The following is a 14,386-nucleotide window of genomic DNA, read 5'->3' on the forward strand; positions in this document are numbered from 1 at the left end:
TTATTTCGTGACGGAGGTGCTTGTGGCGCTGCCGACGGATGATGTTGTCGCGGGCGGCTCGCTCACGTCGACGAAGTCGTGGGGTTCAGGCGATTGTACAGCCCTTGCACCCTTGGCCTCGCGACCCGGCACGTACGGCGACGGTTCGTAGCCGGGGTGGCGACGCTTCTGCACGATCATGATGACCAGACCGACGACGACGCCCAGGAGGGCTGCCGCCACGTTCGTGCGGAGGCCGAGGATGATCTCGCTGGGGTCGATGCGGATCGTCTCCCAGATCGCGCGTCCTGTGCCGTACCAGATCAGGTAGAGCCCGAACACGCGCCCCCACTGCAGGTGGAAGGCTCGTGCGGCGAGGATGATGACGAGCGCGCCGAAGAGATTCCACAGCACCTCGTAGAGGAATGTGGGGTGGAAGAGGGTGTCGGGCTGCAAACCCGGCGGGAACGCCGGGTTGTCGCTGTCGATCTCGAGGCCCCACGGCAGATCGGTCGGCAGACCGAAGAGCTCCTGGTTGAACCAGTTGCCGAAACGGCCGAGCGCCTGCGCGATGATGAGGCCCGGCGCGAGGGCGTCGGCGAAGGTCCAGAAGCGGATCCCCGTCCACCGGCAGCCCAGATACGCCCCGACCGCGCCGCCGATGAGCGCACCGAAGATGGCGATGCCGCCCTCCCAGATCGCCCAGACGGAGCCCGGCATGAACGGATTCCACGTGTTGATGCCCTCGCCGAAGTAATCGCCGGGGTGCGTGAGCACGTGGTAGATCCGAGCGCCGATGATTCCGAGCGGCACCGCCAGCAGGCAGATGTCGATCACGACCCAGGGCTCGGCACCGCGCTTGGTGAGGCGGTAGTTCGTCAGCAACACCGCGGCCACGATCCCCGCGATGATGCACAGGGCGTAGAAGTGGATCGGCACGGGTCCGATGAAGAACCGGTTGATCTCCGGACTCGGGATGCTGGCGAGCACGCTGATAGGCGCGCTCGTAGGAACGAACGTCATGAGCAGAAGTCTAGAGTCGATCGGCGGTGCCCGCAGACAGGGCCCTCGCGGTCTCGGCGAGCCCGTCGACGCCGCCGTCGCGCAACGCTCTGACCAGCGCGGTGCCGACGATCGCGCCGTCGGCGTACTCGAGAACGCCCTCGATCTGGTCGGCGGTCGAGATGCCGATGCCGACGCAGGCGCGCTCGGCGCCGTGCTCACGCAGGCGCGCCACGAGAGTGCGCGCGGCGGCGTCCAGCTCGGTGCGCTCGCCCGTGATGCCCATGGTCGAGACCGTGTAGACGAAGCCGGTCGACGACCGCGCGATGAGCGCGAGGCGCTCCTCGGTCGAGGTGGGAGCAGCCAGGAATACGCGGTCGAGTCCGGTGCGCTCGCTCGCGGCGATCCACTCCTCGGCCACGTCGGGGGTGATGTCGGGGGTGATGAGACCCGCGCCCCCGGCAGCCAGGAGGTCGTCGGCGAAGCGATCGACTCCGTACTGCAGGACGGGATTCCAGTACGTCATTACGAGCACCGGCACCTCGACGCGACGCGTGACCTCGCGAATGACGGTGAACAGATCGCTCAGACGGAAGCCGGCGGCCAGGGCCACCTGGGTGGCCTCCTGAATGATCGGGCCGTCCATCACCGGGTCGCTGTAAGGCGGCCCGATCTCGAGGATGTCCGCGCCGTTCTCGGCGAGAGCCACCGCGGCGTCGATGCTGGTCTGGATGTCGGGGAAACCGGCCGGCAGGTAGGCGACGAATGCGCCGCGCCCGGCTGCGTGCGCGGCGTCGATCGCCGCGGCGACGCGAGAGGTCACAGCTCGATCCCCTCTCCCTTGGCGTCGTCCTCCGCCTCGGGCACGACGACCGGAGCGTTCTCGGCGTCGTACAGCTCGAAGTAGCGGGCGGCGGTGTCCATGTCCTTGTCGCCACGGCCCGACAGGCAGATCGCGATCACGGCGTCGGAGCCGAGCTCCTGGCCGATGCGGAGGGCCCCCGCGAGGGCGTGCGCCGACTCGATGGCGGGGATGATGCCCTCCGTCTTTGACAGCAGGCGCAGAGCCTGCATCGCCTCGTCGTCGGTCGCGGGGATGTACTCGGCGCGCCCGATCGACGACAACCACGCGTGCTCGGGGCCGACCCCCGGGTAGTCGAGGCCGGCGGAGATCGAGTGCGATTCGACGGTCTGGCCGTCCTCGTCCTGGAGCACGAACGTCTTCGCGCCGTGCAGCACGCCCGGGCGGCCGCGTTCGATGGATGCGGCGTGGCGGGGCGTGTCGACACCGTCGCCCGCCGCCTCCACGCCGTACAGGCGCACGGCATCGTCGTCGAGGAAGGCGTCGAACATGCCGATCGCGTTCGAGCCGCCTCCGACGCAGGCGAAGACCGCATCGGGGAGGCGTCCGAGCTCGTCGAGGAACTGCGCGCGCGCCTCCTCGCCGATGACCTTCTGGAAGTCGCGCACCATGGCCGGGAACGGGTGCGGACCCGCCGCCGTCCCGAAGATGTAGTTCGTCGTCTCGACGCTCGACACCCAGTCGCGGTAGGCCTCGTTGATGGCGTCCTTCAGCGTGCGCGATCCGGTCGTCACGGGGACGACCTCGGCGCCGAGTAGGCGCATGCGCGCGACGTTCAGGGCCTGCCGCTCGGTGTCGACCTCGCCCATGTAGATGGTGCAGTCGAAGCCGAACAGGGCCGCCGCCGTGGCCGTCGCGACGCCGTGCTGGCCGGCGCCCGTCTCGGCGATGACGCGGGTCTTGCCGAGGCGCTTGGTGAGCAGGGCCTGCCCGAGCACGTTGTTGATCTTGTGGGAACCGGTGTGGTTGAGGTCTTCGCGCTTGAGGAAGACCCGCCCGCCGCCGGCGTGCTCGGCGAAACGCGGAACCTCGGTGAGTACGGAGGGTCGACCGGCGTACGAGCGCAGCAGCTCACGCAGCTCGTCGAGGAAGGCCGGGTCGACGATCGCGGTCTCGTAGACCGCCGTCAGCTCGTCGATCGCGGCGATGAGCGACTCGGGCATGTATCGCCCGCCGAAGTCGCCGAAATATGGACCGTTCTCGGTGCGAAGACTCATGCGGATACTCCTCGGGTGTCGCCGACCTCAAGGAATCGGCGAAGGGTGGCGACGGGGTCGCCGGTGACGAGCGCCTCGCCGACGAGAACGGCATCGGCGCCGGCGGCGCGGTAGTGCGCGACGTCGGCGGGCGCGAGCACCGCCGACTCGGCGATCTTGACGGCGTTGTCGGGGATGCCGTCGACGAGGCGGCCGAACAGATCGCGGTCGAGCTCGAACGTGGAGAGGTCTCGGGCGTTGACACCGATGAGGCGCGCCCCGATATCGGCGGCTCGGGCGACCTCATCGGCGGAATGGGCCTCGACCAGAGCCGTCATCCCGAGCTGGTTCGTCAACTCGAACAGCTCGGCGAGCGTCGGCTGGTCGAGCGCGGCGACGATGAGCAGCACGAGGTCTGCCCCGGAGGCTCGGGCCTCGAGCACCTGGTAGGGCGTCGCCAGGAAGTCCTTGCGGAGCACGGGGATGCCGACCGAACCCTTGACCGCTTCGAGATCGGCGAGCGATCCCTTGAAGCGACGGCCCTCGGTGAGCACAGAGATGACCGACGCTCCGCCGGTCTCGTACAGGTTCGCCTGGTGGGCGGGATCGGGGATCGCCGCGAGGTCGCCGCGAGACGGGCTCGCGCGCTTGACCTCGGCAATGATCTTGACGCGGTCGCTCGGCGCGAGCGCCGCCAGCACGTCGAGGGCCGGGGCGCGGTCGGCGGCGGCGCGCTCCACCTCGGCGAGCGGCGTCTCAGCTTCTCGTGCCTGCGAGTCCTCCACCGCGCCGGCCGTGAGGTCGGCGAGCATGCTCAATGGTCTTTGACCGTGACCTTGGAACCGCCGACGCCGTAGCCTGCCCGCTTGAGCACGGCACCGACGAGGAGGCCCACCAGTACGAGCCCGACCGACGCCCACACGAGCCACGGCTGATCGAAGTAGAACGCGGCGGTGCCGATGGAGAATCCGATCAGCATGATCGTGATGGCGGTCCAGGCTGCCGGCGAGTGTCCGTGGCCGGGGTCGCCGAGGGGGTTGCTCATGGGGCTCCTTGGTGGTGTCGGCGCGATCGTGCGCGCTGAGGTGAAGTCTACCGGTGCCGCTCTCAGGCGGTGGGATCGTCGCCACGAGACAGGTCGTCCCACGAGTCGATCGCGTCGTGCGGCCGCGAGCCGTCGCCACCGGCCGCCGCGGACGCGGTCTGGTAACGGCGGTCGGCGCTCCCGCGCCACCGCCGTGCGGTGACGAGGGTGAAGACGCCGGCCAGAACGAGCACGACCTGAGCGACGAGCGTGACGCCCGGCCACGGGGTCGCCGTGATCGACGAGACGAGCGCGGCGACAGCATCCGTTCCTCCGATGCCCGTCGCATCGGTCACCGCGCCGGCGAACGACGACACGGGTGCCGCGACGGCGATCTGCGCGGTGAGCACCCCGAGGATCGCGCCGATGGCGATGCTGAGCAGGCCGAAGAGGTAGCGCAGCACGATGCCGGTGATCGAGATCGCGGCGCCCAGTGCGAGGGCTGCGAGGCTGAGCGGGGTCAGGATCGGCAGCGCGTCGGCACCCGCCACGAGGAGCGGTTCCGAGGCGCCGTCGGCCAGGACGACGGAGATCCACGTCTGGGTGGAGCCGATCACCCCGATCGCGCCGGCCACGAGCATGCTGAGGACGGTCAGCAGGCGCGCGCGGCGGATCATGAAGCCCCTTCGACCGCGGGGGCGAGATCGTCGGCGTCGAAGCACGTCCGCGTGCCCGTGTGGCACGCGGCTCCGACCTGGTCGACCTCGATGAGGATCGCGTCGCCGTCGCAGTCCAGACGTGCGCCGCGCACATGCTGGACGTGTCCGGACGTGTCACCCTTGCGCCAGTACTCGCCGCGCGAGCGCGACCAGAAGGTGACGCGTCCTTCGGTGAGGGTGCGGCGCAGTGCCTCCGCGTTCATCCAGGCCAGCATGAGCACCTCGCGGGTGTCCCACTGCTGAATGATCGCCGGGGCGAGCCCGTCGGCGTTGAAGACGACCCTGCCGAGGCGTTCGTCGATCGTGTCGGTCATGTGCGGATCTCGATCCCGTCTGCCACCAGCGCGGCCTTGACGTCACCGACGGTGAGCGCGCCGGAGTGGAAGACGGATGCGGCGAGCACCGCGTCGGCTCCGGCGTGGATGGCGGGGGCGAAGTCGTCGACCGATCCCGCTCCGCCCGATGCGATCACCGGGACGCTGGAGATCTCGCGCATGAGCGAGGTCAGCTCGAGATCGAAGCCCGCTTTCGTGCCGTCGGCGTCGATCGAGTTGACCAGCAGCTCCCCCGCGCCGCGCTCGATGGCCTCCCTCGCCCATTCGAGGGCGTCGAGCGTCGTCTCGGTGCGGCCGCCGTGCGTGGTCACCACGAATCCCGACGGGGTGGATGCCGCGCGCTTCACGTCGAGCGAAAGCACCAGCACCTGCGAGCCGAAGCGGTCGGCGATCTCGTCGAGGAGCTCGGGACGGGCGATCGCGGCGGAGTTCACCCCGATCTTGTCCGCGCCCACGCCGAGGAGCCTCGCGACGTCCTCGTCCGAACGCACGCCACCGCCCACCGTCAGCGGGATGAAGACCTCTTCTGCGGTGCGCCGCACGACGTCGTACGTCGTCGAGCGCTCATCGACCGTCGCGGTCACATCGAGGAAGGTGATCTCGTCGGCGCCCTGCGCGAAGTAGAGGCGGGCGAGCTCGACCGGGTCGCCCATGTCGCGCAGATCGAGGAAGTTGACGCCCTTGACCACCCGGCCGCCGGCGACGTCGAGGCACGGGATGACACGGCGCGCGAGCGACACGTCAGAGCCTCGCGGCGTGGATCTCGGTCACGAGGATCGCGCGGGCACCCATCGCGTACAGCGCGTCCATGACCTGGTTGACGCCCTTGCGGGGGCTCATCACGCGGACGGCGACCCACTCGGGGTCGCGCAGGGGCGAGATGGTCGGCGACTCGATGCCGGGGGCGATCGCGACCGCCTCGTCGACCAGCCGCGCGGGCAGGTCGTAGTCGATCAGCACGTACCGGCGGGCGACCATGACGCCCTTGAGGCGGCGCAGGAGCGTCTGCGTGCCCTCGGCCTCGACCGGGCCCGAGACGAGCACGGCGTCGGATTCGAGGATCACCGGGCCGAAGATCTCGAGACCTGCTTGGCGGAGGGTCGTGCCGGTGGAGACGACGTCGGCGACGGCGTCGGCCACCCCCAGCTGCACGGCCGACTCGACGGCCCCGTCGAGCGGAACGAGGTCGACCGCGATCCCGCGCTCGTCGAGGAAGCCGTCGACCAGGCCCGGGTAGGCGGTCGCCACGCGCAGCCCCTCGAGCTCGGAGATGTCGGAGAACCGACCAGGGCGCGCGGCGAAGCGGAACGTGGACCCACCGAAGCCGAGGGCTTCGATTTCACGCGCGCCGGGCATGCGGGCGTCCAGGAGCAGATCGCGCCCGGTGATACCGACGTCGAGTGCACCGGAGCCCACGTAGGTCGCGATGTCTTTGGGCCGCAGGTAGAAGAACTCGACGTCGTTGGTCGGGTCGATGGTGTGCAGGTCTTTCGGGTCGCGGCGGCCGGTATAACCGGCCTCGGCGAGCATCGCGGCGGAGGTCTCGGAGAGGGAGCCCTTGTTCGGCACGGCGATTCGCAGCATGGCGGAGACTTTCGGGTCGAGGGGGTGGGGCGAACGCGGAACGCTCAAAGATGTCGGTAGACGTCTTCGAGGGTCAGCCCCTTCGCGACCATCATCACCTGCAGGTGGTACAGCAGCTGCGAGATCTCCTCGGCGGCGGCCTCGGAGGATTCGTACTCGGCGGCCATCCAGACTTCGGCGGCCTCCTCGACGATCTTCTTGCCGATCGCGTGGACCCCCGCGTCGAGCTGGGCGATCGTGCCGGAGCCGGCGGGGCGTTCGATCGCCTTCGCACTGAGCTCGGCGAACAGGGCGTCGAACGTCTTCACTCTGCCAGGGTATCGAACCGCGCGGCCCGTCGGCGTCGCACCGACGCCACGGGCGGCGGTTCAGTGGGCGGCGATGCTGAGAAGGATGATCACGATGCCCAGAAGCATCGTCGTGAGCACGCCCGCGATCCGCCACGGCCACCGGCTGCCGTTGCGTCGGGCGTTGAGGTATCCGATCGCGCCGAGCATCAGGATGCCGCTGAACAGCGCGGCGAAGTAGGCGATCCATTCGTCGACGCCGAGGCCCGCGGTCATCAGCAGCACGACGGGGATGAGCATCGCCAGAGCCATGCCCGAAGAGTGCCGCACCCCGTCGCGGATCGCTCTGCGCAGCGGCGGCGCGGGCTGCGTGGCGCGACTGGCGACGACCGCGGCGTAGATGTGGGCGAGCCAGAAGACGGCCACCGTGCCCAGCACGAAGACGATGACGTCGTCGTCGGTGTCGGCATCGATCTCACCGGCGATGAGCGCGGTCACCAGCACGATTCCATAGACCCCGTGCTCCCCGCTGTACGCGCCGAGCAGGCGTCGAGCGTGATGCGCTCCGGTCTGGCGGATGCCGCGCGGCTGCTCGGGCCCCGCGGGTGCGTCGTCTGTCTCGCTCATCGTCTCCTCGGTGATGGTCGGTCAGTGTCGGTGTGCGCGCGAGGCCATGGCGCGGAGGCTGCGGATCGCCGCATCCGGGTCGTCGGAGCCGAAGACGGCCGATCCGGCGACGAACGTGTCGGCGCCCGCCTCTGCGGCCTGGGCGATCGTCGAGGCCGAGATGCCACCGTCGACCTGCAGCCAGACGGCGGAGCCGCGGCGCCGGGCCTCGTCCGACAGGGCGCGGAGCTTCGGCATCGTGTCGGGCATGAACGACTGCCCGCCGAAACCGGGCTCGACCGTCATGACGAGGATCTGGTCGAACTCGTCGAGGACGTCGTAGAGGCCGTCGACGGGCGTCGAGGGCTTCACGGCGACCCCCGCGCGGGCTCCGATCTCTCGCAGTCGCCGGGCGAGGGCGACGGGTTCGGCTGCTGCCTCGAGGTGGAAGGTGACGGAGGCGGCACCCAGCTCGGCGTATTCGGGAGCCCATCGCTCCGGCGCGTCGATCATGAGATGGACGTCGAGCGGTACCGGGCTCGTCTCCTGGATGCGTCCGACCATCTGCGGCCCGAACGTGAGATTGGGGACGAAGTGGTTGTCCATCACGTCGACGTGCACGAAGTCGGCGCCGTCGATGCGGGCGAGCTCGGCCTGCATGTTGACGAAATCGGCGGCGAGGATGCTGGGGTTGACGCGGAATCCGGTGGGGTCTGACACCGCACCATTATGTCGCCCGCGTCGGAAGCGACGTCAGCGCTTGCGAAGGAGGGCGATCGACATCGCGTCGGTGCCGTGGCGGTGGGGCCACAGCTGTGCGCGTCCCGAGCCGTCCTCCTGCGCCGGGAGATCGATCGGGGTCCGCGAGACGCGGCCCACCACCTCGCGGGCGTCGAGCTCCTCGACGGTGTCGCCGAGCTCCCGACGCACCTCGGCGACGACGCCCGCCGTCTCTGCGAGGTGCGGCGAACAGGTCACGTAGGCGACGATCCCGCCGGGCTTCACGGCGGTGAACGCCGCCAAGACGAGCTCGCGCTGCAGATCGGCGAGGGCCGGGACGTCGGTCGGAGCCTTCCGCCATCGCGCTTCAGGACGCCGGCGCAACGCGCCGATCCCGGTGCACGGGGCGTCGACGAGCACGCGGTCGTAGGCGTCGGGTGTGCGCGCGGCCCGGGTGCGCCCGTCTTCCTCGGTCACCTCGACCTCGAGGGGCACGCCGGAGACGGCACGGCGGACGAGTCCCGCGCGCGCCGGGATGATCTCGTTCGCGTCGAGCGTCGCACCGTTCGCGAGGGCCTCGGCCGCGAGCAGAGCGGTCTTACCGCCAGGACCGGCGCACAGATCGAGCCAGCGTTCGCCGGGACGCACGGGTTCGGCGCGGGTGAGCGCGTACGCGGCCAGCTGCGAACCCTCGTCCTGCACGCGCACGCGGCCGCCCGACTCGCGCACGAGTCGCTCGGGGTCGCCCCCGCCCAGGATGAAGCCGTCGGGCGAGTAGGGCGTGGCCCGTGCGCCCTCCGGGCGCTCCGCCAGGCCGGGGAGGGCGAGCATGCCCACGCGGGGAGCGTCGTTGTCGGCGTCGAGGAGGGCATCGAGCTCGGCCCCGCGCCCCTCGGCGCCGAGCGCACGACGGAAGGCGCGGAGGATCCAGACCGGATGCGACGTGGTGATCCCCCGTCGCTCGTCGTCGGACCGCGCGGAGTGCTCGAGCTGCTCGTACCAGTGGCCGGGCGTCTCGCGCGAGATGCCCCGCAGGACGGCGTTGACGAAGCCGGGAGCGCCGCGCGAGCCATCCGCCCGGGCGAGTTCGACCGATTCGTTGACGGCGGCGTGCGAGGCCACGCGTGTCGAGAGCAGCTGGTGCGTCCCCAGGCGCAGCGCGTCGAGCACGACGGGGTCGATCTGTTCGATCGGACGCTTCGCGACGAGCGAGATGAGCGCGTCATAGGTGCCGCGCCGGCGGAGGGTCCCGTACGTCAGCTCCGTCGCGAGAGCGGCGTCCTGCGTGTCGAGCTTCGCCCGGCCGATCTCGTGCGGGAGCAGCAGGTTGGCGTAGGCGTCGTCGGTCGAGACGGCGTGGAGCACATCGAAGGCGACCCGGCGCGCCCCCTGGACGCTCACGAGCCCGCCACCGGGTTGTCGGTGCGCAGACCCCGCCACCAGTCGCCCGCCGCCATGGCGGGCTTGCCCGCGGGCTGGACGGTGAGCAGCTCGACGGGGTCGGTGGCCGTCCCCACGATCACGCTGCGCCCGACCGCGGCGATGGCGCCCGGGATGAGCGGAACGCCGTCGGCGGCCGGGAAGGGGCGTGCGGCGAGAACCTTCAGCCGAGCACCGTCGACCGTCGTGTGAGCGCCCGGTTCGGGCGTCACACCGCGAAGGCGGGCGAGCACTGTCGCGGCGTCCGCCGTCCAGTCGAGGACGCCGTCGGCGAGGGTGAGTTTGGCCGCGAACGTCGGCTCTCCGGTCTGCGCGACCGATCGCGCCGAGCCGTCGGCGATGCCGTCGACGACGCGCGTGAGAAGCGGACCACCGCGCTCGGCGAGGGCGGCGAGCACATCGGCCGACGTCGCACCCTCGGGCACGGCGTAGGGCTCCTCGGCGAAGACGGGCCCGGCGTCGAGCTCGGCGACGAGCTGGAACACGCTCGCACCCGAGACGCGGTCGCCGGCGATCAGCGCGCGTTGCACGGGGGCCGCGCCCCGCCAGCTCGGCAGGAGCGAGAAATGGAGGTTGATCCAGCCGAACCGGGGGGTCGTCAGGAGCGGCTCGCGGACGAGGCCGCCGTACGCCACGATCACCCCGAGGTCGGGGGCCTCCCCCGCGATGCGGGCCGTCACGGCCTCGTCGAGGCGTGAGGTCTTGTGCACGACGAGCCCGAGCTCGTCGGCGGCCGCGGCGACCGGCGACGGAGTGAGCACGCGGCGTCGGCCCTGCGGTGTATCGGTGCGGGTGACCACCGAGACCAGCTCGTGACCGCTCGCCGCGAGTGCGCGGAGGGACGGGACGGCGACTTCGGGAGTCCCGGCGAAGACGAGGCGCATGAGTCTCCTCAGAGGTCGGGTTCGGCGACGTCGAGCCGAACTTTCAGTGTATTGCGCGGGCGCGGGCCGCGCTCGCGGGGAGAACGACGAGCGCGCAGAGCGTCGGCGACGACGGATGCCCGGAGGCTCTCGGCCACCGCGCGGCCCAGCGGGTACTCGAACCGCACCAGCGCACGGGCCGTCGGGGCGACGCCCGGCTCCCCCGTGACGACCGGGCCGAGGATCGCCGCGGCCCCGAGTGACGGAACGTCGGTACGGAGGGTCGCCAGCGCCGTATCGACCGACTTCGCGGCGCCCTCGACCGTCGCGAGCCGCACGGCCGGCGGCATGTGCAGCGGAGCCCGGTCGGCGAGCTCCGCGCGCGCGTACGCGGGCTGCGTCCAGGTGGCGAGAGCACGGGCGACGGGCCCGGCCACGCCCACGAGGTGCACCGGCGCCCCCGGTGCCGCCAGCGCGGCGGCGTTCGACCACCATCGGAGGCAATGCTCGCCGATCCGCAGCGCCTCGGCCTGCAGCATCCGCTCTCCGTCGAGGAGGATCACCGCTCGGTAGCCCCCGGCGACGACCGGCTCGGCGCCCCGCGTCGCGATCACGAGCGAGGGGCGGGGCTCGACCTCGCTGAGCGGATGCTGGCCGTCGGAGACGATCACGCGCGTGCCGGCGAAGGCGCGCCCGAGCTCGTCTGCCGTGCGCTCGCTGCCCGACGAAGACATGCGCAGGGTCGTCGCCTCGCAGTGCGGGCAGACCCAGGAGTGCGCCGCGCGTCCGCACCACGCGCAGACCGGCACGGCTCCCGGCCGCGCGGCGCGGAGGGGGCCCGTGCAGTGACGGCAGCGGGCGGGCCGCCGGCACTCGCCGCAGACCAGCGAGGGCGCGTAACCGGGCCGGGCGACCTGCACGAGAACCGGGCCCTGCTTCAGTGCTTCACGGGCGGCGGCGAATGCCGCGGACGGCACGCGGGAGCCACGGTTCTCTCCCTCGCGCGTCGCGCTGAGCACGATGCGCGGCGACGGTCGGCGGGCGGCGGGTGCCTCGTGCACGAAGCCGATCTCGACGAGGCGCTGCACCTCGGTGGTGCGGGTGTGGCCGGCGAACAGCAGCGCCGACCCCTCGAGCTCTTGACGCACGAGAGCCGCATCACGCGCGTGCACCCCCGGCGACAGCTGCTCGGAGAGAAGGGAGTCGCCGTCATCCCAGATGGTCACGAGCCCCACGTCGTGCGCGGGAGCGTAGACGGCCGAGCGTCGCCCCACCACGATGCAGGGCGCGTCGGACAATGAACGGAGGAACTGCCCGTAGCGGGCGGGGTTGGACTGATCGGCGTCGTGCCGGATCACCGCGTCGTCGTCGACGAAGAGCGCCAGCGCGGCCGTCAGCTGCGCCTGGTCGCGGTAGTCGGGCACCACGACGATGGCGCTGCGCCCCCGGGCGAGCGTGCGCGTGGCCGCCGCGGCCAGCACGACGGCCCATTCGCCGACCGCGATCGCTGTCGAGGGGCGAGGGGGCGCGTCGAGGGCGATGCGCGCACCGGAGTCGAGGTGACCGCCGAGGGCAGGGAACCCGGCGATCACCGCGTCAGCGCGTGCGAGGGCGTCGTCGGAGACGCGCGGCGCGTCGGGTTCGGGCGCCGCCGCCCAGGTCTTCTCCGCGCGCACCATGCGCTTCGGGATCGCCAGGCGCAGGATGTCGGCCGCCGACCCGGCCGACCGGTCGGCGACGCGACGCGCGAGGGCGTAGAGCCCCGGGGTGAGAACCGGTACGGGTGAGACCACCGCGTCGATCTCCGACAGCGGGCGCTCCCCCGGGTCGTCGTCGGTCTCGACGACGTAGGCGTCGACGAGGCGTCCTGCGGTGCGCAGGGGCACCCGCACTCGCACGCCGGGCACGGCCTCGTCGGCGAGCCGGTCGGGGATGGCGTAGTCGAACAGACGGTCGAGCTGCGGCAGCGGCGACTCGAACAGCACCCGCGCGACGCGCCGCGGCGTCACGCCGAGGTCAGCACCCGGTGCCGACACCTCACAGACCTGCGGCCGCGCGCAGCTCCTCCACCCGGTCGGTGCGTTCCCACGTGAAGTCGGGAAGCTCGCGACCGAAGTGCCCGTAGGCGGCGGTCTGCGCGTAGATGGGGCGGAGGAGGTCGAGGCGATCGATGATCGCCTTCGGACGGAGGTCGAACACCTCGAGCACGGCCCGGGTGATCGCGTCGTCGTCGATGTGGCCGGTACCGAAGCTCTCGACGTAGAGACCGACGGGCTGGGCTTTGCCGATCGCGTACGCGATCTGCAGCTCGAGCCGGTCGGCGAGGCCCGCCGCGACCGCGTTCTTCGCGACCCAGCGCATGGCGTAGGCGGCCGAACGGTCGACCTTCGAGGGGTCCTTGCCGCTGAACGCTCCGCCGCCGTGACGCGCCGCACCGCCGTAGGTGTCGATGATGATCTTGCGCCCCGTGAGACCGGCGTCGCCCTTGGGACCGCCGACGACGAAGGGGCCGGCGGGGTTGATGTAGTACTTCACGTCGGGCAGGTCGAGACCCGTCTGCTCGAGCACCGGGTCGATGATCTCGGCGCGCACCCGCTCGCGCAGGTCTTCCTGCGACACCCCGGGGTGGTGCTGGGTCGACAGGACGACCGACTCCACCGTCTTCGGCACCTGGCCGTCGTAACCGAGCGTCACCTGGGTCTTGCCGTCGGGGCGCAGGAACGGCAGCTGCTCGGACTTGCGCACCGCGGCGAGGCGCTCGGCCATGCGGTGCGCGGTCCAGCTCGCCATCGGCATGAGCTGGGGGGTCTCGGTGGTGGCGTAGCCGAACATGATGCCCTGGTCACCGGCCCCCTGCTCGTCGCGGGGGTCGACCGAGCCGCGCTCGCGCTGCTCGAAGGCTTTGTTGACGCCCGAGGCGATGTCGGAGGACTGCGCACCGATCGAGATGCTGACCCCGCAGGAGTCTCCGTCGAAGCCTGTCTCGCTCGAGGTGTAGCCGATGCGGTTCACGACGTCGCGCACGATCGCGGGGATCTCGACGTAGGCGCTCGTGGAGACCTCGCCGGCGACGTGGACGAGCCCGGTCGTGACGAGCGTCTCGACGGCGACGCGGCCCGTGGGGTCTTCGCGGAGGATGGCGTCGAGGATGCTGTCGGAGATCTGGTCGCAGATCTTGTCGGGGTGCCCCTCGGTGACGGACTCGGACGTGAAAAGCCGCAGCTCGGTCATGGTGCTCCTGATCGGCGGGTCGGGGATGGCACAAGTATGCCCCGGGTGGCCGACAGCCGGCCCGGGGCCCTTGTTACTTCGTCATCCACGCCGCCGGGGCGACGCGGAGGGAAGATCGCTGCGAGGAGCGATCGCTCAGACGGCCTCTTCGACAGCGCGCAGGCGCAGCTTGTCTTCGTGGATCTCGTGGAGCGCGATGGTCAGCGGCTTGTCTTCGACGGTCGAGTCGACGAGGGGGCCGACGTTGTCGAAGAGGTTGCCCTCGTGCAGATCGGAGTAGTAGTCGTTGATCTGGCGGGCGCGCTTCGACGCGTAGATCACGAGCTGGTACTTCGAGTCGACCTTGGTGAGAAGGCTGTCGATGGGCGGGTCGATGATGCCCTGGTTACGAGTCGGCATGCGGAACCTCCTGGTTCGGTGGCGGATGCGGCGCGCCAGGCGCCGAAGCATCCTCTCAGTCTACCGCCTCCGCCACCCGGCAGCCGAGAGTGCCCGTTCCTGCCGTTCGTGCCCCGGATCGCGGGCACCTGCGGCGCAA

The 14,386-nt window shown here is 71.0% G+C and carries 17 protein-coding genes; all 17 read right to left on the reverse strand.

Translation table 11 applies throughout. The annotated features are described in order from the left end of the window. On the reverse strand, positions 1 to 1,002 hold the full coding sequence (gene lgt / locus ABTU82_RS00085; RefSeq protein WP_407170849.1) for a prolipoprotein diacylglyceryl transferase: 1,002 nt from the start codon (positions 1,000 to 1,002) through the stop codon (positions 1 to 3). A 10-nt stretch (positions 1,003 to 1,012) separates the two neighbouring features. Further along, positions 1,013 to 1,804 (reverse strand): tryptophan synthase subunit alpha, encoded by a 792-nt coding sequence (gene trpA / locus ABTU82_RS00090; protein ID WP_116646630.1) that lies wholly within the window; start codon positions 1,802 to 1,804, stop codon positions 1,013 to 1,015. Beyond that, positions 1,801 to 3,060 (reverse strand): tryptophan synthase subunit beta, encoded by a 1,260-nt coding sequence (trpB, locus tag ABTU82_RS00095; protein ID WP_116646629.1) that lies wholly within the window; start codon positions 3,058 to 3,060, stop codon positions 1,801 to 1,803. The genes trpA and trpB overlap by 4 nt, the downstream gene beginning before the upstream one ends. Then, positions 3,057 to 3,851 carry an indole-3-glycerol phosphate synthase TrpC gene (gene trpC, locus ABTU82_RS00100; protein ID WP_407170851.1) on the reverse strand — a complete coding sequence of 265 codons (795 nt, stop codon included), beginning with the start codon at positions 3,849 to 3,851 and terminating at the stop codon, positions 3,057 to 3,059. The genes trpB and trpC overlap by 4 nt, the downstream gene beginning before the upstream one ends. A 2-nt stretch (positions 3,852 to 3,853) precedes the next feature. Beyond that, the gene (locus ABTU82_RS00105) at positions 3,854 to 4,084 is read right to left on the reverse strand and encodes a DUF6704 family protein (RefSeq protein WP_116646627.1); all 231 of its coding nucleotides are present in this window, start codon (positions 4,082 to 4,084) and stop codon (positions 3,854 to 3,856) included. 62 nt (positions 4,085 to 4,146) lie between these two features. Beyond that, entirely contained in the window at positions 4,147 to 4,740 is a 594-nt protein-coding gene (locus ABTU82_RS00110; protein ID WP_116646626.1) for a Trp biosynthesis-associated membrane protein, read from the reverse strand. Further along, on the reverse strand, positions 4,737 to 5,096 hold the full coding sequence (gene hisI / locus ABTU82_RS00115; protein WP_116646625.1) for a phosphoribosyl-AMP cyclohydrolase: 360 nt from the start codon (positions 5,094 to 5,096) through the stop codon (positions 4,737 to 4,739). Before hisI ends, ABTU82_RS00110 begins: the two co-directional genes overlap by 4 nt. Continuing rightward, the gene (gene hisF, locus ABTU82_RS00120; RefSeq protein WP_116646624.1) at positions 5,093 to 5,857 is read right to left on the reverse strand and encodes an imidazole glycerol phosphate synthase subunit HisF; all 765 of its coding nucleotides are present in this window, start codon (positions 5,855 to 5,857) and stop codon (positions 5,093 to 5,095) included. Before hisF ends, hisI begins: the two co-directional genes overlap by 4 nt. A 1-nt stretch (position 5,858) precedes the next feature. Further along, on the reverse strand, positions 5,859 to 6,701 hold the full coding sequence (hisG, locus tag ABTU82_RS00125) for an ATP phosphoribosyltransferase (protein ID WP_116646623.1): 843 nt from the start codon (positions 6,699 to 6,701) through the stop codon (positions 5,859 to 5,861). Between the two features lie 44 nt (positions 6,702 to 6,745). Further along, positions 6,746 to 7,009, reverse strand: coding sequence for a phosphoribosyl-ATP diphosphatase (locus ABTU82_RS00130; protein ID WP_116646622.1), 264 nt, complete (start codon positions 7,007 to 7,009; stop codon positions 6,746 to 6,748). Between the two features lie 60 nt (positions 7,010 to 7,069). Beyond that, positions 7,070 to 7,615: a hypothetical protein gene (locus ABTU82_RS00135; RefSeq protein WP_407170855.1), complete on the reverse strand. Its 546-nt coding sequence runs from the start codon at positions 7,613 to 7,615 to the stop codon at positions 7,070 to 7,072. 21 nt (positions 7,616 to 7,636) lie between these two features. After that, complete coding sequence (rpe, locus tag ABTU82_RS00140; protein WP_116646620.1) at positions 7,637 to 8,314, reverse strand: ribulose-phosphate 3-epimerase; 678 nt, start codon at positions 8,312 to 8,314, stop codon at positions 7,637 to 7,639. Positions 8,315 to 8,347: 33 nt separating this feature from the next. Then, entirely contained in the window at positions 8,348 to 9,715 is a 1,368-nt protein-coding gene (locus ABTU82_RS00145; protein WP_116646619.1) for an RsmB/NOP family class I SAM-dependent RNA methyltransferase, read from the reverse strand. Continuing rightward, entirely contained in the window at positions 9,712 to 10,638 is a 927-nt protein-coding gene (fmt, locus tag ABTU82_RS00150; RefSeq protein WP_407170860.1) for a methionyl-tRNA formyltransferase, read from the reverse strand. The genes ABTU82_RS00145 and fmt overlap by 4 nt, the downstream gene beginning before the upstream one ends. Positions 10,639 to 10,646: 8 nt before the next feature. After that, positions 10,647 to 12,653 carry a primosomal protein N' family DNA-binding protein gene (locus ABTU82_RS00155; protein ID WP_407170863.1) on the reverse strand — a complete coding sequence of 669 codons (2,007 nt, stop codon included), beginning with the start codon at positions 12,651 to 12,653 and terminating at the stop codon, positions 10,647 to 10,649. Position 12,654: 1 nt separating this feature from the next. Then, entirely contained in the window at positions 12,655 to 13,848 is a 1,194-nt protein-coding gene (gene metK / locus ABTU82_RS00160; protein ID WP_116646617.1) for a methionine adenosyltransferase, read from the reverse strand. A 135-nt stretch (positions 13,849 to 13,983) separates the two neighbouring features. Next, entirely contained in the window at positions 13,984 to 14,247 is a 264-nt protein-coding gene (gene rpoZ, locus ABTU82_RS00165; protein WP_116646616.1) for a DNA-directed RNA polymerase subunit omega, read from the reverse strand. Between the last annotated feature and the right edge of the window lie 139 nt (positions 14,248 to 14,386).

Source organism: Microbacterium deferens (assembly GCF_045517775.1).
GTDB lineage: Bacteria > Actinomycetota > Actinomycetes > Actinomycetales > Microbacteriaceae > Microbacterium.